Raw genomic sequence first — 20,472 nt, 5'->3', positions numbered from 1 at the left:
CTTATTACAAATTTTTGAGCGCGAGTTTTATTATGTCCTCGACACTTAGCGAAGCATCTTGACCAAGCACTTTATCGACAACCCTCTCTGATTGTTTACGTGCGAAGCCCAGAACTTCTAAAGCAGATAACGCTTCATCTTTATTTGTATTGTTTGTACTTAGTGAAAGTTCGTCTATATCGTAAACTTTTAAGACCTTATCCCTAAGATCCAAAATTACACGCTGTGCGGTTTTCGCCCCTATACCTTTAACAGCTTGTATTGATGCAACATCACCATTGGCAATGGCATCTCTTACTTGAGACGGAGACATAGAAGAAAGCATGGTTCTTGCTATACTTGATCCTATGCCCGAAACGGATAGTAATAATCGGAATATTTCACGCTCTGATTTTTCAACAAACCCGAACAATGTGTGAGAATCTTCCTTCACTTGAAGGTGCGTAAAAACAGAGATATTTTCTTGCTCTGGCAACTTAGAAAAAGTATTTAAAGAAATATTTACAAAATAGCCAACACCACCACATTCGATAATAACATGAGTTGGGTTTTTCTCTACTAGTTTTCCTCTTAAGTGATGTATCATGATCTTTTAAAATTAAAAAGGGAAAGAAGTATGTCTACCAATTTCCCTATTTGAGTTATTTTTTGATTAAAACTTATTTTGAACCTTTAGCTTTCTTGCGCTTTTCGCGCTCTTGAGCATCAATTACAGCAACTGCCGCCATGTTTACGATTTCATCAACACTAGCACCTAGCTGCATAATATGTACAGCTTTACGCAAACCAACCATAATAGGACCTATAGAATCTGCACTGTTCAATTCTTTCAACAGCTTATATGTGATGTTGGCAGATTCTAAATTCGGAAATATTAAGGTGTTTACCTTTCTACCCGCTAGTTTAGAAAATGGGAACTTACTTTCATGAAGTTCTCTGTTTAAAGCAAAATCGGTTTGTATTTCACCATCAACCACTAAATCTGGTTGAGTTTCATGAAGAATACCAACCGCTTCTCTTACTTTTTTAGCATTTGGGTGAGTTGACGAACCAAAGTTGGCATAACTCAACATTGCCAACACAGGATCAAATCCAAAATTAGAAGCAACGTTCGCTGTCATTTGTGCAATATCTGCCAATTCTTCTGCATTAGGCTCTATATTGATTGAAGTATCGGCTAAAAATAACGGCCCTCTATCAGTAATCATAATGTTAACCGTAGCAACCTTCTTGACCTTACTTGCTCTACCAATAACTTCTAAAATTGGTTTTACTACCGTAGGGTATGCTCTTGAGTACCCAGAAATCATTCCGTCCGCATCACCTTCAAGAACCATCATAGAACCAAAATAATTACGCTCACGCATTTTTATTTTAGCACTATAAAAAGTTACTCCGCTTCGCTTTCTACTTTCCCAGTATTTTGTGGCGTAACGAATATGGCGTTCATCAAACTCTTCTGACATTGGATCTATAATGGCAAGGTCAGCATCAAAATCCAACTCTTTCTTCAATTCAAGAATGATATCTTTTCTACCTAAAAGAATAGGAACTGCAATACCCTCTTCATGAACTATCTGTGCCGCTTTCAAAACATCTAAGTGATCAGCTTCAGCAAATACTATTTTCTTGGCATGGCTACGAGCCCTACCATGAAGTTGACGAACTACTTTATTATCGTTACCAGAACGAAGCATTAGCTCCTCTCTATATTTATCCCAATCGTCTATTGGTGCTTTTGCCACTCCACTCTCCATGGCTGCCTTAGCAACAGCAGGTGGTATTTCATAAATTAATCTTTGATCAAATGGCTTAGGAATAATATACTCCTTACCAAAGGTCAATCTTGTTTCACCATAAGCGATATTCACTTGCTCAGGCACAGGTTGTCTTGTCAAATCTGCCAAAGCTTTTACTGCCGCCATTTTCATGGCTTCATTAATTGCCGTAGCCCGCACATCTAGTGCTCCTCTAAAAATGAATGGAAAACCAAGTACATTATTCACTTGGTTAGGATGATCAGATCTTCCCGTTGCCATTATAATATCTTTACGTGTAGCAACCGCCAGGTCGTAAGCAATCTCTGGATCAGGATTAGCCATTGCAAAAACAATAGGGTTTTCTGCCATAGATTCCAACATGGACGGGGTCACAACATTTGCTATAGAAAGACCAACGAATACATCGGCATCTACCATAGCTTCATCTAGTGTATTTATTTTTCTATCGGTAGCAAATTCTTTCTTTGCCGCAGATAAGTTTTCGGCATCTTTTCTAATAACACCTTTACTATCAAGCATTACTATATTCTCTGCTTTGGCACCGAATGCTTTATATAATTTAGTACATGAAACAGCAGCAGCACCAGCACCACTGATAACGATGCGTACTTCTTCCATTTTCTTTTTTGAAAGCTCTAAGGCATTCAATAAAGCAGCTGCAGAAATTATCGCCGTACCATGCTGATCATCATGCATTACAGGAATATCTAACTCCTCCTTTAATCTTCTTTCAATTTCAAAAGCCTCAGGCGCTTTAATATCCTCAAGATTAATACCACCAAAGGTTGGGGCAATCATCTTTACCGTCTCAATAAACTTATCTACATCTTCAGTATCTACTTCAATATCGATACCATCTATATCCGCAAAAATCTTAAACAGAAGACCTTTACCTTCCATCACAGGTTTTGAAGCCTCTGGTCCAATATTCCCCAACCCTAAAACAGCAGTACCGTTAGAAATTATGGCAACTAAATTACCCTTAGATGTATATTTATAGGCGTTATCCTTATCCTTTGCTATCTCTAAACATGGTTCTGCAACACCGGGCGAATACGCCAGAGCAAGATCACGTTGTGTACTATAAGGTTTAGTAGGTACTATTTTTATCTTACCAGGTTGTGGTTTTGCATGATAAATAAGTGCTTCTCTTCTTAGCTTTTCACTGCTCATACTCTTCTATTTAAAAAAACAAATTTAAAGGTATTCTGTAAGAAAGCGTTAAACAGACCTGTATTTATATGAATAAAATAAATAGTGGTGTCTTTGAAAATCAAAAGCCCATTATCTTAACACGACTAATCCACTTTCTCCTTGTTTGATACATTTAGACGCAATGCCAAAAATCCGGATATTGCAAAAAATACACCTGCAAACAACATTGCATTTATAGCATTATTATTAAGAAAATATTTATAAATAGGTCCGAAAGTAACAGTTTGTATGAACATAGGAATTACGATCATCATATTTAAAATACCCATATACACACCTCGCCTATCTTGTGGAACCACCTTTGAAACCATGGTGTAAGGAATACCCATCATGGCAGCCCAGCCAATACCAAAAAGTACCATTGGAATTAAAACTAAAAATGGATCCGTAATAAAAGGAATAGTGAATAGTGCAATTGCAGTACCCATCAAACTTATAGAGTATACAATTTTATTTCCGAATTTCAAGGAAAGCGGAACTAATACTAAAGCAACCAACATGGTAACCGCGTTATATATTAAACTCATGGTTGCCGCCTGCGAAGCTGCTTCTGATATTGAATATCCCATCGTTTTTATAAACAAAGGTGTAGAAAACTGCCAATAAACGAATAATGCATACCATTGAAACAAATAGACAGCACCAACTTTCCACATAAACTTAGGCATTTCCTTTACCGCCTCAGAAGTTTCCATAAAAGGCAGTAATAGTTTACCAAATTTTTTGAAAAACTTACTTTCAGGGTTTCTTTTAATTTTCGAATATAAAAACCAAAGCCAAAATCCTGCTATTATAATGATTAATAGAACGAGTAGATTATAATTTTCATTTAAAAATGGAAATACATAAACTAAACCATAACCCAAAAGTAAAGGCACAGTAGCAATAACCAATAAAACAGTTAGAAATTGAACCAACGGATTAGGTTTCCCTTTTTTGAATTCATTAATTTCAATTAGTTCTTCGTCTGTCGGTGGAATTTCAGGTGTTTTGAAAATGGACCAAAGAACAGTAGTTAATGATAAAAATGCTCCAATAAAGAATGCGTAATAAATCCATCCGGGAATAGAACCAACTTCCTCAATATTTTCGCTAAAAAGGTTTTTAAATAGTATAATTGAACCAGTTGCGAGTAAAACACCTAAACCACAAAATAAACTTTGCATTTGATAACCAAAACTCAATTGCTTCTCCGGTAGTTTATCACCAACAAATGCTCTGTAAGGTTCCATAGCTACATTATTACCAACATCTAAAATCCAAAGTAAACCAACAGCAAACCATAATACCGGACTCATTGGAAAGGCGAACAAACATAAACTACCTAAAATTGCCCCAATTAAAAAATAAGGCTTTCTTCTACCCCACCGTTGAGACCATGTTTTATCTGACATTGCACCAATAATAGGCTGTATAATTAAACCTGTAATTGGTCCAGCAATATTTAATATTGGTATCATTTCTTCCGAAGCACCTAGATATAAAAAAATAGGATTTATAGCGTTTTGCTGCAACCCAAAACTATATTGGATACCTAAAAACCCAACGTTCATATTAAATATCTGCCAAAAACTAAGACTTGGTTTTTTGATTTTCATCTAAGAGAAGTGTTATTAATTCAGTGGTAGTTTTATTACATTCTTACAAAAATCATGTGTTTTATTAGAAAAACATAATTTTACATGACTACCAATATAATATAATTAAGTCTCCTCTAAGTCATCACTGCTGAAAAAAGCTAACGAAAACGATTGAGAATAAACGATTATTTTAGAAAATCGATATTTCTTGTGAGTCCGCCATACTTTGTTCGCTTCACTGCAGATTTTTGAAACACTTTTCTGAATACATCTTCGGTAATTTCTTCCCAATCTTTTTTGGTCATACTGAGCAATTCTGGATTAGGATTGAACAATGGTTCATTATGTGGTTTGGAAAATCGGTTCCAAGGGCAAACATCTTGGCAAACATCGCACCCAAACATCCAATCACCAAAAGAACCCTTCATCTCATTGGGCAATTCACTTTTTAATTCAATCGTAAAATATGAAATACATTTACTTCCGTCAACCACATAAGGCTCCACAATTGCCTGTGTAGGGCATGCGTCTATACAAGCCGTGCAGGTACCACAATGATCTGTAACCGCGTGGTCATATTCCAGTTCTAAATCAACGATCAATTCTGCTATAAAATAAAAAGAACCAACTTGTTGCGTAAGCAAATTACTATGCTTACCAATCCAACCCAGACCACTTTTTGCCGCCCATGCCTTATCAAGCACTGGCGCAGAATCAACAAATGCACGCCCGTTGACATCACCTATTTCTTCAGCTATGAATTCTTGAAGATGCCTAAGTTTTGTTTTTATGACATGATGATAATCGTGACCATAAGCATACTTGGAAATTTTATAAGAATCTATTGTTTGAGATTCTTCAGGGTAGTAATTTAATAGTAGAGAGATTACAGATTTTGAACCTTCCACCAATTTTCTAGGATCTAATCTCTTATCGAAATGATTTGCCATATAGCTCATTTCGCCGTTCATGTTATTATTGAGCCACTTTTCTAATCTTGGAGCTTCTTCTTCTAAAAAATCTGCTTTAGACACACCACATGATAAAAAACCGAGGCGTTTGGCTTCGGTTTTAATACTATTTGTCCATTTATGTTTTATATCGATACTCAAAACAAACCAGGCTGAATTCCTCCTTTTATTCTTCCTAAGTGTTTATATGCTAGCTCAGTTACCTCACGACCACGGGGAGTTCTCATGATGAATCCTTGTTGAATTAAAAAAGGTTCGTAGACTTCCTCAATAGTTTCCGAACTTTCAGAAACAGCTGTCGCCAAAGTTGTAATACCTACAGGACCGCCTTTAAATTTATCAATTATAGTAGTCAGTATTTTGTTATCCATTTCATCTAGACCATGGGCATCTACATTCAAGGCTTTTAAGCTAAACTTTGAAATTTCCATATCAATAGAGCCATTTCCCTTAATCTCCGCAAAATCACGCACCCTTCTCAGTAAAGCATTACAAATTCTAGGTGTACCCCTACTTCTACCGGCAATTTCTATTGCTGCATCTTGAGAAATTGGAACACGTAAAATTTCAGCACTACGCTCTACAATGGTAGATAATAGTTCTGTTGAATAATACTGTAACCTACTTTGAATACCAAAACGTGCACGCATTGGTGCAGTCAACAATCCTGATCGTGTGGTTGCTCCTATCAATGTAAACGGATTCAAATTTATTTGAACAGACCTTGCGTTTGGTCCAGATTCAAGCATTATATCAATTTTGTAATCTTCCATTGCTGAATACAAATACTCTTCAACAATAGGGCTTAATCTATGAATCTCATCAATAAATAAAACGTCACGTTCATCTAAATTGGTCAGCAACCCTGCCAAATCACCCGGCTTATCCAATACTGGACCGGAAGTTATTTTGATTGACACTCCCAGCTCATTCGCCAAAATATTGGCCAAGGTAGTTTTACCTAAACCTGGAGGACCATGGAACAAGGTATGATCCAACGCTTCCCCTCTTCTATTCGCAGCTTCAACAAAAACCTTAAGATTTTCAAGCACCTGATCTTGACCGGCAAAATCGTCAAAATTTACAGGTCTTAATGCTCTTTCAATATCAAGTTCCTCATTAGAGAAACCATCAGCAGATGGATCTAAATACTCGTTCATACACTAACAAAGATAGACAAACACCAGATAACTTTATATCTATACCAAAAGCTATTTCAATTTATCAAAATACTTAAATGAAGCGTTAAATAGATATAAGAAATCTAACTAAATATTGTAATTTCATGGCATGACAAAAGAAAATTACGCAGCACAGGTATTACAATATATTCCAGTCTTTTATATTATTTGGTCAGACGACCTCTTGTCGGCATCAGAAATAAATGTAGTTGAAAATGCTATTGCCAATGATGTAACATTATCATCAGATGACAAAAAACAACTTAAAGCGTGGATGAATGTCAAAAATCCGCCAAAGAACGAGTTATTTAAGTCATGGAAACAATTGATTATTAATAGCGGTGTAAAGTTGGTGGAGCATGAAACGTATCCATTAACAGCTTTCAGTCAGAAAGTAACATCTCATTACCATAATGACATCTCTTTCAATGATCAAATAAAAAATATTGAAATTAATTTAGGTATTCAACCTAATCATTACAATCATTTATTTGACGTACATATTGACCTAGAGAAAAAATCGTCGCAATACTCCTCAAAAACTATAGACTCTATTTTAAAAGGAAAACATGCCGAAGCCATAGATTCTTTTAGAGCCGTACTTAACGACCCCATTTTTTCTTGGAAGGTAAGACGCAATAAAGAGGAGTTTCGAAATCATGTTTTAAAACAAGTGGAGTTTTTGGCAGATAAAGGGTATGGTGCAATGGCATACCCTGAAGCATATGGCGGCACCAATGATATGGAAAGTTACGCGTACATTTTTGAAAATATGATGTGGGCAGACGGAAGCCTTTCTATAAAATTTGGAGTACAATTTGGTTTGTTCGGTGGAAGTATTCAGAAACTTGGAACCAAAAAGCATCATGATAAATATTTAACCGATACTGGGAAGGCTGAACTTTTAGGATGTTTTGCCATGACAGAAACCGGACACGGATCTAACGTTCGTGGAATAAAAACTACGGCAACTTATAACAAAGACACGGAAACCATTGTCATACATACCCCAGGTAAAAATGACAATAAAGAATATATAGGAAACGCCATACATTCTAAAATGGCATCTGTTTTTGCACAACTTATTGTAAACGGAAAAAATGAAGGAGTACACGCTATTCTAGTATCGCTTAGAAATGAAAAACATGAGTTGTTGCCAGGTATAACAGTTGAAGACAATGGATATAAACTAGGACTTAACGGAGTTGATAATGGTAAAATATGGTTTAACCAAGTTGAAGTACCTAAAGAGAACTTACTAAACAAGTATGGTACTATTCTAGGTAATGGAGATTATTATTCAGAAATAAAGAATCCGAACAAACGCTTCTTTATTATGTTGGGCACTTTAGTAGGTGGCAGAATCTGTGTTGCTAGGGCAGGATTAGGCGGAGCCAAATTTGTATTGACCGTAGCCATAAAACATGCGCTAAAAAGAAGACAGTTTAATGATAGTGTCAAAATACAAGAAGACCTTTTGATGGACTACCCATCTCACCAACTAAGGCTGACTCCGTTAGTAGCGAGCGCATATGTGTATCATATTGCGTTAGATAAAATGATGTCACTCTATTGTGATGAATCCCAACCAGACAAAAGACAAGTTGAAACCCAGGTTGCAGGTCTCAAATCTATTATTACATGGTATGCCAATGATACCATTCAAGAATGCCGAGAAGCATGTGGTGGTAAAGGTTATCTTTTGGAGAACAGGATTGCAGATTTAAAAGGTGATGTTGATATATTCACCACATTTGAAGGTGATAATAATGTATTATTACAACTTGCCGCAAAAGGTGTCCTATCAGATTTCAAAGCCGAATTCAATAGTGCCGGTTTTTCAACGGTACTTAAATTATTGAGTTCACAATTAAGCGATAAACTATCAACTATAAATCCGCTATACACTAATAAAACAGACAAGGACCATTTATATAATCCCAAATTTCATGTTCATGCCTTAGAGCATAGAACAAGAAGATTAACCTACACCCTTGCCATGCGTATAAGAGGATATATCAAAAAAGGGATTCCTTCATATCAAGCCTTTTTAAAGGTACAAACACACCTAATGACACTTGGCAAAGCGTATAGTGCCGAACTAGCTTATAAGTCATTTATAGAGCATAACAGCGCTATAAACGACCAAGAATATAAAGAGTTGTTTGAAAAACTTGGAACGTTATATGCATTGCATGAAATAAGAAATAATGCGTCATGGTATTTAGAACAAGGTTACATAAGCGGAACAAAGTCAAAAGCCATACGTCAACGAGTAGAACGCCTATGTACAGAATTAAGACCGCATCTTAACAGTCTAGTGGACGGCTTTGGCATACCTGATCATTTAATGACAGCACCTATAGCAAATTAATTACGTTCTTTCTCTAATCTAGATGTATCTAAGAAATCTAATATGGTGATTTCCGGCTCTCCATACAGTTTTGTTCTAGTACCACCTTTAGAACTAAGCTGTAATGTATTTAAAGCCCTTACTTCTATATCGGGTGAATCTTCAGCCACTACAAGAACATAGTTAGCTTGAAGATCAGATGCTTTTAGTGAGGTATTACCATATAACTTAGCCATTAAGTAGTCTGAAGTACCTTCCACTTTAGCAGAGGCATTTTTATACATGTAAATATTATTACTAGCTCCTGTTGTATATAATTTTACATCAATCCTATCTTTCAATGTGAGATTTAAGGAGTCACTTGCTATATTAAAATCACCTGAACTTATTTCTTCCATGTTAATATCCATAATATCAGCAGTGGCGTTTAGTTCCAATCTAGATGTACCAAAAGTCTCGACCCTTAAGCGATCTGTAGAAATAACATCTTTCATGCTAATTTTACCGTTCAACATTCTAATACTATTTAGTTCTTGAAAGAAAATAGTAATCTCTAACTTCTTCTTTCCAGTAATATTATAAAATGAAGATATCTTCAATACACCATCGTCCACTTTAAACTTTAAAACATCTACCAAATTATCATCTAGCTCTAAAGCATAACCTTCTGTAGTTGCTTTTTGAATAACAATATCTAAATCATCAACTAATTCAATAGCATTAAAAGGCTCTAAATCTTCTCTAACTTCAATTACATTTTTATTCCCTTTTATCTTAGGCTTACGTTGCGAGTAACCATTAACCGAGATAACCAAGACAATAACTAATAGGGCGAACTTTTTCATAGTGTTTAATTATGTTTATAAAATGAAGATATCCAATTTTAAGTAAAATTAGAACAACTTAGTAATATCTTAATATTATTACCAAAAAAAAGCCCAACTATTACTAGTTGGGCTTTTTGTAAATCTTATATTTTTCTAATGATTCATTTCTTCCTCATTCTCTTGTAAAGGAATATGCTGTGGTACATAATCTTGACCTGTTATGATATACTCACCATTCTCATAAACTTTACTGTAATCATAAGCCCATCTGTGAACTTCTGGAATAGGACCCGCCCAGTTACCATGTATATGTTCTTGTTCAGCTGTCCATTCTAAAGTATTTGACTTCCAAGGATTCTTTGGTCCAACCTTACCGTAAAATATACTATAGAAGAAGTTAGCAACAAATACTAATTGTACTGCTGCAGCTATAATAGCAAATACAGTCATTAAAACTTGAATATCCGTTAACTCATCAAACATTGGGAAAGCCGTATTCTCGTAGTATCTTCTTGGAACACCAGCCATACCTACAAAGTGCATTGGAAAGAAAACTCCATAAGCACAAATTGCAGTTACCCAGAAGTGAACATAACCTAGGTTCTTGTTCATTAATCTACCACCGTACATTTTAGGGAACCAGTGATAAACACCAGCAAACAAACCGTAAAGTGCAGATATACCCATTACCAAGTGGAAGTGAGCTACTACGAAATATGTATCGTGAACGTTAATATCTAATGTACTATCACCTAAAACAATACCAGTTAATCCCCCAGTAATAAATGTCGATACTAAACCAATTGAAAATAGCATCGCCGGATTCAATTGTAGATTACCTTTCCAAAGTGTAGTGATATAGTTAAATGCTTTTACCGCTGAAGGTATTGCAATCAATAATGTTGTAAATGTAAATACCGATCCTAAAAATGGATTCATACCAGAGATAAACATATGGTGACCCCATACAATTGTCGATAAAAATGCGATTGCCAAAATAGAAGCAATCATTGCACGGTAACCAAAAATTGGTTTACGAGCATTTGTAGACATTACTTCAGAAGTAATACCTAATGCAGGTAACAATACAATATAAACCTCAGGGTGACCTAAGAACCAGAATAAGTGCTCATATAAAACTGGAGAACCACCTTGATAATGTAATACTTCACCTTGAATAAAAATATCTGACAAGAAAAAAGAAGTACCAAAACTCCTATCCATTATTAATAATAATGCTGCAGATAATAAAACCGGGAATGAAATAACACCAATAATGGCTGTTACAAAGAAAGCCCATATTGTTAACGGCAATCTTGTCATTGACATACCCTTGGTTCTCAAATTGATTACTGTTACAATATAGTTCAAAGAACCTAAAAGAGACGAAGCAATGAATATTGCCATAGAGCTTAACCATAATGTCATACCCATACCTGAACCAGGTTGAGCCATAGGTAAAGCACTTAAAGGTGGATAAATCGTCCAACCAGCTGCTGCAGGACCTGCTTCAACAAATAACGAAACAATCATTATTCCAGAAGCAATAGCAAACAACCAAAAAGATACCATGTTCAAAAATCCAGATGCCATATCTCGTGCACCAATTTGTAATGGAATCAATAAGTTACTAAACGTACCACTTAAACCAGCGGTAAGTACAAAGAATACCATAATGGTACCGTGCATTGTAACCAATGCTAAATACACATCGGCATCCATTACACCACCTGGTGCCCATTTACCTAGAAGAGCTTCAAATATTGGAAAAGATTCTCCTGGCCAAGCCAATTGCATTCTAAACAATAATGACATTGCAATACCAATAAAACCCATAACAAATACCCCCAAAATAAGGTACTGCTTACCAATCATTTTATGGTCTTGACTAAAGATATACTTTGTTACAAAAGTTTCTTTATGATGATGTCCATGATCGTCGTGTGCGTGATCATCTACATGTGCATGTGCTGTTGCTGACATAATCGTAATCTTGTTTTTATTAATTTTCTAATTATAGCTTTGTTAACTTGAGAATAAAAATTACTCTCCTACTGAAACTGAACTAACTGTATTAAAAGCAGGACTAGTTTCATCTTTCATAACCGTTTGAGCAAAAGTTGACTGACTCTTCATCCACTCATTATATTCCTCTTCCGTCTCTACAATAATCTTCATTTGCATGTTATAATGAGATTTACCACAAATCTTATTACACAGTAGAATATAATCAAACTGCCATGGATCAATAGCTTCACCCGTACTTACAGCTTTTTCTGCTCTAATTTTATTTGTTCTTTTCACCTTATCCATTACATCAGGATTGGTTCTCATTTCTTCTGTTGTATAAATAGGAGTAAAAGAAAACTCAGTAATCATACCAGGTACACAGTTCATTTGTGCTCTAAAGTGCGGCATATAAGCTGAATGTAATACATCTTGAGAACGCATTTTAAAATTCACCTTTCTACCTACAGGTAAGTGCAACTCTTTTACAATAACATCATCGTGAGCATATGTATCGGCTTCATCTAAACCTAATACATTTGCTTTATCGATATCTATCATTCTAACATTAGCTCCACCTAATACATTATCTCCACCGCCATATCTAGCAGTCCAGTTAAATTGTTGAGCATATAACTCTACAATTAAAGGGTCATCTTCATCATTAACATCCATAATGGTTGTCCATGTGTATAGTCCCCATAGAATAAGACCAGCCAATACAATAACAGGAATAATAGTCCAAATAAACTCTAGACGGTCATTATCTGCATAGAACAATGCCTTCTGACCTTTCTTACCTGCATATTTATAACCGAAATAATGTAATAATGCCTGTGTAAGAGTTTGTACTATAAAGATGATAATAAAAGATACCAACATTAAGCTGTCATACTCTTCACCATGAGCAGAACCTGCTTCTGGTAATAAGAACTTACCGTATTTCCAAAAACTGAATATGGTAATTCCGTAAATGAATACCAAGAATCCAAATAACATGTAACCGTTATTCTTATTATCGCTATCCGTTGCTATTTGGTGCTGTTCAGTTTTAAGCTGAGATAATTCAAATATTTTAGTCAACTGCCAAATGGCAATGGCTACAAGAACAAGTACAGCTAAAGTTAATAATGTCGTCATTGTATATATAAATGTTATACTTTACTTAATTACTAGTAATGAAAGTGTCTACTTTCTTCAATAAAAGGATTTCTTTTTGGTTGTAGAGGCTGAGTTGAAAGCGCTCTAAAAATCCAGAATATAAATAAGCCTGCAAAAAACAATACAGAACCAATTTCAGGAATACCTATATACCAATTCTTACCAACAGTAGAAGGCATAATAGCATTAAAGATATCCATATAGTGACCTGCAAGTATTACAATACCTGTTAAAATTACGAACCAGTTAATTCTCTTATAATCACTGTTCATTAATAAAAGAACAGGGAACAAGAAGTTCATTGCTACCATACCAAAGAATGGCAATCTATAATCTGCAATTCTAGTTACGTAATATGTTACTTCTTCAGGGATGTTAGAATACCAGATAAGCATGAATTGAGAGAACCACAAATATGTCCAGAAGATACTGATACCAAACATGAATTTTGCTAAATCATGAATATGACTATCGTTAACATCAGGTAAGTGACCTTTAGACTTCAAGTAAACAGTAACCATAGCGATTACGGTAATACCCGATACAAACATACTAGCAAAGATATACCAACCAAACAGTGTACTAAACCAATGTGGCTCAACACTCATTATCCAATCCCAAGACATAATAGACTCAGAAATCAAATAGAACACTAAGAAACCAGCAGATATTCTGAAATTTAATTTAAAGTTTGAATTATCATCAGACTCATCTTGAGCGATTGATAATTTCCTAGAGTACTCCCTATACCCGATCCAACCAGCTAAAAATATAGCTGCTCTTATCAAAAAGAACGTAGGGTTTAGATAACCTGATTTACCCTGAAGTAATGCATCGTGAGCAACTACATCAGCATCCATCCAAATGAATAGATGATTCATATGCAATACAGAAAGAAGCAATATTACAAATACAATAATTCCACCAGGAACCAAGTAAGACGTAATACCTTCCATTACTCTGAATAAAAGTGGAGACCAACCTGCTTGTGCAGCACGTTGAATAGCATAAAATGCTAACACCCCTAATGATATCATCATAAAAAAGAACGCCGCAACATATAATGCTGCCCAAGGTCTATTTTTTAATTGATCTAACAAATGCTGATCGTGAGAAGCATCATGTTCCTCTCCATGAGATTCAGCAACCGCATGATCACTTTCTTTGGTTACATGTTCAGCTTCAGCTGCATGGGCTTCACCATGACCTCCGTCATGACTTGCTACCATTTCTTTTGCCTCTGCTATAGTTCCAGGAGCCATAACAAACCCACCAATGATTCCTAATAAACCTATTATCATTAGAACGATGGAAGCTATTTTGAGTCTATTTGAAAACGTATACATAGTATTGTTTACCTATTATTTGGTTAAATCTTGTTTCAGTGTCATAACATATTCAGATACTTGCCACATCTCCTCGGTATTCATTTGAGATGCATAAGAGCCCATTGAATTCAATCCGTACTGAATTGTATAATATGTAGATCCTACTGTCAAGTTTCTTACTGGGTCAGCATAACTAGGTACACCTAGTATTTTTTCTCTTTTCACGAGAGTTCCTTTACCATCGCCTTTATCTCCATGGCAAATGGCACAATAAATAGTATACAATTGCCCCCCTTTTGCCAAATTAGTTTCAACATTCATTGAATCTAAAGGACTAGTTTGTAATCTTGCAAGCTCTTTACCTTCAGGAGAATTCTCAAATTCATAAGGCAACCAACCTCTATTAATTGTATTTGCCGGTGGCAACATAGCCTCTGATTGATTTGGTAAAAAATCAACCTCTTGGTATGTTTCGTAACCGACAGCCTCATACATATTAGGCATGTACTGATAATTAGGAACACTATCATCTTGACAAGAAGTTGCCATGATAGCCAAACCGCATAATATTGCTATTTTCTTAAAACTGTTCATATTTAATGACTGTTTTTTTCTGAAATATTAATTTCTACTGCACCAGTATTCATCAATAAATCTCTTAATTCTTGCTCGTTGTCGTGGATTTCAATCTCCATTAAAAAATGATCATCCGTAGTTCTTACATCAGGATTTTCAGCTTCTTTAAAAGGCCATAATCTACTTCTTAAGTAAAACGTGATAACCATTAAGTGAGCCGCAAAGAAAACCGTTAATTCGAACATAATAGGCACGAAAGCCGGTAAATTCTCTAAGTAACTAAAACTTGGTTTACCACCAATATCTTGAGGCCAATCTTCAATCATGATATAGTTCATCATAAGCGTTGCCACTGTTAGACCAACCAATCCATACAAGAAAGCCGTTATGGCTAATCTAGTTGGAGCTAAGCCCATAGCTTTGTCTAACCCGTGTACAGGAAAAGGACAATATACCTCTTCTATATGAAGCTTTGCTGCTTTCACCTTTTTAACGGCAAGCATTAGCACATCATCATCATCGTAAAAAGCGTGTATAACTTTAGATGCCATATTTATCTTTTGTTATTTAATAAAATTGCTGCTTGTCCTGCCCAGTCATCACGTTGTGCTCTACCTGGAAAAGAACCTGTAATGGAATCCAACAAATTGTATTCACCCTCTGTCATTCTTGCAACTTGAGCAAATGTGTAAATTCCTATTTCGTTTAAAGTAGCTTCCATTTGTGGACCTATACCTTTAACTTTCTTTAAGTCATCAGCCTCTTGTGTAGTTGCATCAAAAGTACCAACAGCACTCAATAGATCAGATACACCAACTTTATCCCCTACAGTAGGTACTACTTCACCCATCAAAACATCATCAGTGATAGGCTCCTTAACTTCTACCTTAGTCTCTTTTATTTCATAAAGAGGCTTTCCAGCATCTCTTAACACTTTATATTTCTCTCCAGAAGCCTTTAATATAGACTTAACCTCTGCCTGTGCAATTACAGGGAATGTTCTAGAATACAACAAGAATAATACAAAGAAGAAACCAATTGTACCAACAAAGATACCTATATCAACAAATGTTGGTGAGAACATTGTCCAAGATGATGGAAGGTAATCTCTATGTAAAGAGGTTACAATAATCACGAATCTTTCAAACCACATACCTATGTTTACAACTATAGAGATAAAGAAAGAAAACATGATACTAGTTCTTAATTTCTTAAACCACATGAACTGCGGGGAGAATACGTTACAAGTCATCATTGACCAGTATGCCCACCAGTAAGGACCGGTAGCTCTGTTCAAGAAAGCGTACTGTTCGTATTCAACACCAGAATACCAAGCCATGAACAACTCTGTAATGTAAGCACAACCTACAATAGAACCTGTTAACATGATAACAATATTCATTAATTCAATATGCTGAATAGTAATGTAATTTTCTAAATGACACACTTTCCTCATTATAATCAATAATGTATTTACCATTGCGAAACCAGAGAAGATTGCCCCAGCAACGAAATACGGTGGAAAGATTGTTGTATGCCAACCAGGTATAACCGAAGTAGCAAAATCAAATGATACAATGGTGTGTACAGATAATACCAATGGAGTTGCAAGACCTGCAAGTACCAAGGATACTTCTTCAAATCGTTGCCAATCTTTGGCACGACCACTCCAACCAAAACTTAATAAGCTATATATCTTCTTTTGAAAAGGCAATACAGCTCTATCACGAATCATTGCGAAATCTGGAAGTAAACCTGTCCACCAGAATACCAATGAAACCGATAAGTACGTTGATATAGCAAATACATCCCAAAGAAGTGGAGAGTTAAAGTTCACCCATAACGAACCAAATTGGTTTGGAATTGGTAATACCCAATATGCCAACCATGGACGACCCATGTGAATAATTGGAAATAAACCTGCCTGAACTACAGAGAAAATAGTCATTGCTTCTGCAGAACGGTTAATTGCCATTCTCCATTTCTGACGGAATAACAATAATACTGCTGAAATCAATGTCCCTGCATGACCGATACCTACCCACCAAACAAAATTGGTAATATCCCAAGCCCAGTTTACAGTTTTGTTAAGACCCCAAGTACCGATACCGGTAGAGACCGTATAAATAATACAACCTACTCCCCAAAGAAATGCTACTAGAGCAATGGAAAAAACTATCCACCAATGCTTATTAGCTCTACCTTCTACTGGAGCGGCTATATCCACAGTTACATCGTGGTAGCCTTTGTCTCCAATCACTAGGGGTTTACGTATAGGTGCTTCGTAATGCGACGCCATAGACTTTTGTTATAATTACTTTCTACTATTGTTTATGCTTCGTTGGTGTTTCTAACCTTAACGTGGTAGAAAACATTTGGTTGAGTACCTATATGCTCCAATAGGTGGTACATACGGTCACTCGCTTTTAATTCAGACACTTTACTCTTCTCATCATTAACATCACCAAATACAATGGCTCCATTACTACATGCGGAAGAACAAGCTGTTTGGAATTCTCCATCTTCAATAATACGACCGTCTCTTTTAGCATCAAGAATAGTCTTTTGTGTCTTTTGAATACACATAGAACATTTCTCGATAACACCTCTAGAACGAACGTTTACATCTGGGTTCAATACCATTTTACCCAAATCATTATTCATATGGAAATCGAACTCGTCATTGTTATTATACAAGAACCAGTTAAATCTACGTACTTTATAAGGACAGTTGTTTGCACAATATCTTGTACCTACACATCTGTTATAAGCCATTTGATTTTGACCTTGCCTACCATGTGATGTTGCCGCAACAGGACATACAGTTTCACAAGGTGCATGGTTACAGTGTTGACACATTACTGGCTGAAAAGCAACTTGAGGATTTGCAGAAGGATCTTCTAGTCTATCAAATGTAGATAAAGAACCATCTCCTTCACGATCACCAAAGACATAATTTCCAACACCAACTCCGTCAGCATTATCCTTTTCCTGAATATCACCTTCAAAAGTTTCTTCAGAAGAGTAATATCTATCGATACGCAACCAGTGCATATCTCTTGACTTTCTTACTTCTGCCTTACCAACTACTGGCACATTATTCTCAGCATGACAAGCGATAACACAAGAACCACAACCGGTACAAGCATTTAAATCTATTGACATATTGAAATGATGACCAATGGTTCTATCAAAGCTATCCCATAAATCAACTGACGTTGCCGGAACTTCCTGATGATCTAAAGAAACCACAGGTATCTCATTCCATTCAGAATGATTTTTGGTATTGAATATCTCTAAAGTAGTCTCCTTTATGATATCACCTCTACCCATAAGGGTTTTATGCAATTGAATACAGGCAAACTCATGATTACCTGCCACTTTTTCTACACTTACAGATTGATTAGCATTGAAACCTTCATACAACTCAAAAGCGTTAACGCCAGTTTGCATATCTTCTTTCAATCCTACTTTTTTACCGTAACCAAAAGAAAGACCTACGGTACCTTTTGCTTGACCTGGCTGAACCACAACAGGCACTTGCTCTAAACTAACACCATTTACTGTAAGCTTAACATAGCTACCGTCCATACCGCCATTGGCAACATTTACGTTTTCTACACCTAACTCTGCAGCATCCGCCTTAGAAATGGTAACATAGTTATCCCAAGATACTCTTGTAATAGGATCAGGAAACTCTTGCAACCAAGGGTTACTTGCTTGCTGACCATCACCCATACCTACTTTAGAATACAACGTAAGTTCCATTCCATCGCTAGTGGTATTCGCTAAACTACGAACAGCAGAAGCTAAAGAAGTATTAGTTACAACCTCAGTTGCATCTTCCGTTGCTACAATATTTTGCGCTGCACCTTCAGCATTCACTACCATTGTTTCGACACTGAAAACACCATCTTGCAATGCCTGATTCCAACTAGCACCATTCAGTACTGATGAAGACCAAGTATCTTTTATGTAATCATAATACGTTTGCTCGCTTCCAAGTAGTTCTAAAACTACAGTCTGAAACTGCTTTGTATCAAATAATTCTTTAATAGTAGGCTGCATTAAACTATAATGCCCCTTTTTAATTTGAATATCTCCCCAAGACTCTAAATAGTGGTTTGTTGCACCCACATATTGAACAGCTTCAGTAGTTTCATTCCAATTGGTAGAAAAAGCAACCGACAGGTCAACCTTTTCCAAACCTTCTTTAAAATCAGCTGCATTAGGCAAAGAATAAACAGGATTAACCCCATCCATCAACAAAGCACCAACTCTACCCGCCTTCATATCAGCAATAAGAGCATTAACCGCCTTTACACTACCCTTTCTTACATATTTAGGAGCAGCAGCATCATAAGCCTTACTAGCTAACATCTCATTAATAGCTAAAACTACTGCCTGAGCATTAATATCATCTAAACCAGTTACAACAACTGCATTAGAACCAGCTTTCTTTATTTCAGTAGCAATGGAATCAACCAAAGCATCGTACTCAGAAGTGTTACCACCCACTGAAGTACCGTTTAATTTTCCGTATAATTTAGCTAAAACTACTTTTTGAGCACTTGGCTTCATAGCCACACGCTTATCAGCATTAGCACCAGTTAATGACATATTAGCCTCTAACTGAACGTGTCTTGACATCTTACCGTTCTTAGGAACACGACCTCTAGAATATCCGGCATCATAACCACCACCTTGCCAATCTGCAATAAAATCTGCACCAAAAGAAACAATTAGTCCAGCTTTCTCAAAATCATAATCAGCTAAAGCACGCTCGCCATATTTATTTTCAAATGCAGTTAAAGCAGCATCTTCAGAAATGGCATCATAAGTAACATGAACAACATTTTCGTTAGCAGCAACCAAATCAGCAATAAGACGATCTGTTGACGGACTAGCATATGTTTGCGTAAGAATTGCTATTTTCTTGGCAGAACCTTTAAGCGAACCCATTTTAGACTTCACGGTTGCTTTCAACACATCCCACTCAACAGGCTCACCGTTAGCCATTGGTCCTTGTAACCTGGTACTATCGTACAAAGAAAGAACAGAACCCTGAACTCTCGCATTTGCAGAACCTCCAATTTTAGCCAAGGTATTATTCTCAACCTTAATAGGACGACCCTCACGAGTCTTTATTAATATGCTTGCAAAGTCAAAACCGTTAGCAATAGTAGTTGCATAGTAGTTAGCAACCCCTGGAACGATATTTTCTGGCAACACTACATAAGGAATCGATTTTACAACCGGTCCTTCACATGCTGCTAAAGAAGCTGCCGCAGTACTAAACCCAACATACTTCAAGAAATCTCTACGATTTGTATTTGTAGAAGACAATGTTTCCTTGTCACCCAAGAAATCACCCACAGGAATCTGCTCTACAAATTCGTTCTGCTTTAGCGCCTCAACAATGGAATCGTTAGGATCTAACTCCGCCTCGTTCTTCCAATATTTTTTGTTTGATGCCATACGTATTATCTGTA

Annotated in this window: 14 protein-coding genes; 1 reads left to right on the top strand and 13 read right to left on the bottom strand. The window is 36.2% G+C overall.

The annotated features are described in order from the left end of the window. Positions 1-4: 4 nt before the first annotated feature. The 5 genes from ruvA to ruvB all read right to left on the bottom strand — a co-directional run bounded on the left by ruvA (position 5) and on the right by ruvB (position 6,707). A complete protein-coding gene (gene ruvA, locus PXD56_RS03530) occupies positions 5-586 on the bottom strand; it encodes a Holliday junction branch migration protein RuvA (protein WP_036151909.1) in 582 nt (193 codons plus the stop codon). Positions 587-659: 73 nt separating this feature from the next. Then, positions 660-2,954 carry an NADP-dependent malic enzyme gene (locus PXD56_RS03525; protein ID WP_276491971.1) on the bottom strand — a complete coding sequence of 765 codons (2,295 nt, stop codon included), beginning with the start codon at positions 2,952-2,954 and terminating at the stop codon, positions 660-662. A gap of 125 nt (positions 2,955-3,079) precedes the next feature. Next, a complete protein-coding gene (locus tag PXD56_RS03520) occupies positions 3,080-4,594 on the bottom strand; it encodes an MFS transporter (protein WP_276491970.1) in 1,515 nt (504 codons plus the stop codon). A 167-nt stretch (positions 4,595-4,761) separates the two neighbouring features. Continuing rightward, positions 4,762-5,682 carry a tRNA epoxyqueuosine(34) reductase QueG gene (queG, locus tag PXD56_RS03515; protein WP_276492508.1) on the bottom strand — a complete coding sequence of 307 codons (921 nt, stop codon included), beginning with the start codon at positions 5,680-5,682 and terminating at the stop codon, positions 4,762-4,764. 2 nt (positions 5,683-5,684) lie between these two features. After that, entirely contained in the window at positions 5,685-6,707 is a 1,023-nt protein-coding gene (gene ruvB / locus PXD56_RS03510) for a Holliday junction branch migration DNA helicase RuvB (protein WP_276491969.1), read from the bottom strand. Positions 6,708-6,837: 130 nt separating this feature from the next. Here ruvB and PXD56_RS03505 point away from each other — a divergent pair, with 130 nt between their 5' ends. Continuing rightward, positions 6,838-9,102 carry an acyl-CoA dehydrogenase family protein gene (locus tag PXD56_RS03505; RefSeq protein WP_276491968.1) on the top strand — a complete coding sequence of 755 codons (2,265 nt, stop codon included), beginning with the start codon at positions 6,838-6,840 and terminating at the stop codon, positions 9,100-9,102. Here PXD56_RS03505 and PXD56_RS03500 read toward each other — a convergent pair. The 8 genes from PXD56_RS03500 to PXD56_RS03465 form a co-directional block, all read right to left on the bottom strand. Continuing rightward, positions 9,099-9,926 carry a GIN domain-containing protein gene (locus PXD56_RS03500; RefSeq protein ID WP_276491967.1) on the bottom strand — a complete coding sequence of 276 codons (828 nt, stop codon included), beginning with the start codon at positions 9,924-9,926 and terminating at the stop codon, positions 9,099-9,101. The genes PXD56_RS03505 and PXD56_RS03500 overlap by 4 nt on opposite strands. Before the next feature lie 135 nt (positions 9,927-10,061). After that, positions 10,062-11,891 (bottom strand): cytochrome c oxidase subunit I, encoded by a 1,830-nt coding sequence (locus PXD56_RS03495; RefSeq protein ID WP_276491966.1) that lies wholly within the window; start codon positions 11,889-11,891, stop codon positions 10,062-10,064. A 60-nt stretch (positions 11,892-11,951) separates the two neighbouring features. Beyond that, complete coding sequence (locus PXD56_RS03490) at positions 11,952-13,055, bottom strand: cytochrome c oxidase subunit II (RefSeq protein WP_276491965.1); 1,104 nt, start codon at positions 13,053-13,055, stop codon at positions 11,952-11,954. A 32-nt stretch (positions 13,056-13,087) separates the two neighbouring features. After that, positions 13,088-14,422 (bottom strand): quinol:cytochrome C oxidoreductase, encoded by a 1,335-nt coding sequence (locus tag PXD56_RS03485; protein WP_276491964.1) that lies wholly within the window; start codon positions 14,420-14,422, stop codon positions 13,088-13,090. Between the two features lie 15 nt (positions 14,423-14,437). Continuing rightward, entirely contained in the window at positions 14,438-14,998 is a 561-nt protein-coding gene (locus tag PXD56_RS03480; RefSeq protein ID WP_276491963.1) for a c-type cytochrome, read from the bottom strand. Between the two features lie 2 nt (positions 14,999-15,000). Continuing rightward, positions 15,001-15,531, bottom strand: a complete 531-nt coding sequence (locus PXD56_RS03475) for a DUF3341 domain-containing protein (protein WP_076547283.1) — start codon at positions 15,529-15,531, stop codon at positions 15,001-15,003. A gap of 2 nt (positions 15,532-15,533) precedes the next feature. Further along, positions 15,534-17,279: an NrfD/PsrC family molybdoenzyme membrane anchor subunit gene (nrfD, locus tag PXD56_RS03470; RefSeq protein ID WP_276491962.1), complete on the bottom strand. Its 1,746-nt coding sequence runs from the start codon at positions 17,277-17,279 to the stop codon at positions 15,534-15,536. Between the two features lie 32 nt (positions 17,280-17,311). Beyond that, a complete protein-coding gene (locus PXD56_RS03465; protein WP_276491961.1) occupies positions 17,312-20,458 on the bottom strand; it encodes a TAT-variant-translocated molybdopterin oxidoreductase in 3,147 nt (1,048 codons plus the stop codon). Between the last annotated feature and the right edge of the window lie 14 nt (positions 20,459-20,472).

Origin of the sequence: Maribacter zhoushanensis (assembly GCF_029350975.1) — a bacterium.
GTDB classification, from domain to species: domain Bacteria; phylum Bacteroidota; class Bacteroidia; order Flavobacteriales; family Flavobacteriaceae; genus Maribacter; species Maribacter zhoushanensis.
The sequence above is the reverse complement of the archived record's forward strand: the minus strand, read 5'-3'. Positions and strand labels throughout refer to the sequence as shown.

Excerpts from the sequence above, each read along its gene's own strand:
- ruvA (WP_036151909.1), bottom strand. The coding sequence starts at position 586 with ATGATACATCACTTAAGAGGAAAACTAGTAGAGAAAAACCCAACTCAT.
- PXD56_RS03525 (WP_276491971.1), bottom strand. The coding sequence starts at position 2,954 with ATGAGCAGTGAAAAGCTAAGAAGAGAAGCACTTATTTATCATGCAAAA.
- PXD56_RS03520 (WP_276491970.1), bottom strand. The coding sequence starts at position 4,594 with ATGAAAATCAAAAAACCAAGTCTTAGTTTTTGGCAGATATTTAATATG.
- ruvB (WP_276491969.1), bottom strand. The coding sequence starts at position 6,707 with ATGAACGAGTATTTAGATCCATCTGCTGATGGTTTCTCTAATGAGGAA.
- PXD56_RS03505 (WP_276491968.1), top strand. The coding sequence starts at position 6,838 with ATGACAAAAGAAAATTACGCAGCACAGGTATTACAATATATTCCAGTC.
- PXD56_RS03500 (WP_276491967.1), bottom strand. The coding sequence starts at position 9,926 with ATGAAAAAGTTCGCCCTATTAGTTATTGTCTTGGTTATCTCGGTTAAT.
- PXD56_RS03495 (WP_276491966.1), bottom strand. The coding sequence starts at position 11,891 with ATGTCAGCAACAGCACATGCACATGTAGATGATCACGCACACGACGAT.
- PXD56_RS03490 (WP_276491965.1), bottom strand. The coding sequence starts at position 13,055 with ATGACGACATTATTAACTTTAGCTGTACTTGTTCTTGTAGCCATTGCC.
- PXD56_RS03485 (WP_276491964.1), bottom strand. The coding sequence starts at position 14,422 with ATGTATACGTTTTCAAATAGACTCAAAATAGCTTCCATCGTTCTAATG.
- PXD56_RS03480 (WP_276491963.1), bottom strand. The coding sequence starts at position 14,998 with ATGAACAGTTTTAAGAAAATAGCAATATTATGCGGTTTGGCTATCATG.
- PXD56_RS03475 (WP_076547283.1), bottom strand. The coding sequence starts at position 15,531 with ATGGCATCTAAAGTTATACACGCTTTTTACGATGATGATGATGTGCTA.
- nrfD (WP_276491962.1), bottom strand. The coding sequence starts at position 17,279 with ATGGCGTCGCATTACGAAGCACCTATACGTAAACCCCTAGTGATTGGA.
- PXD56_RS03465 (WP_276491961.1), bottom strand. The coding sequence starts at position 20,458 with ATGGCATCAAACAAAAAATATTGGAAGAACGAGGCGGAGTTAGATCCT.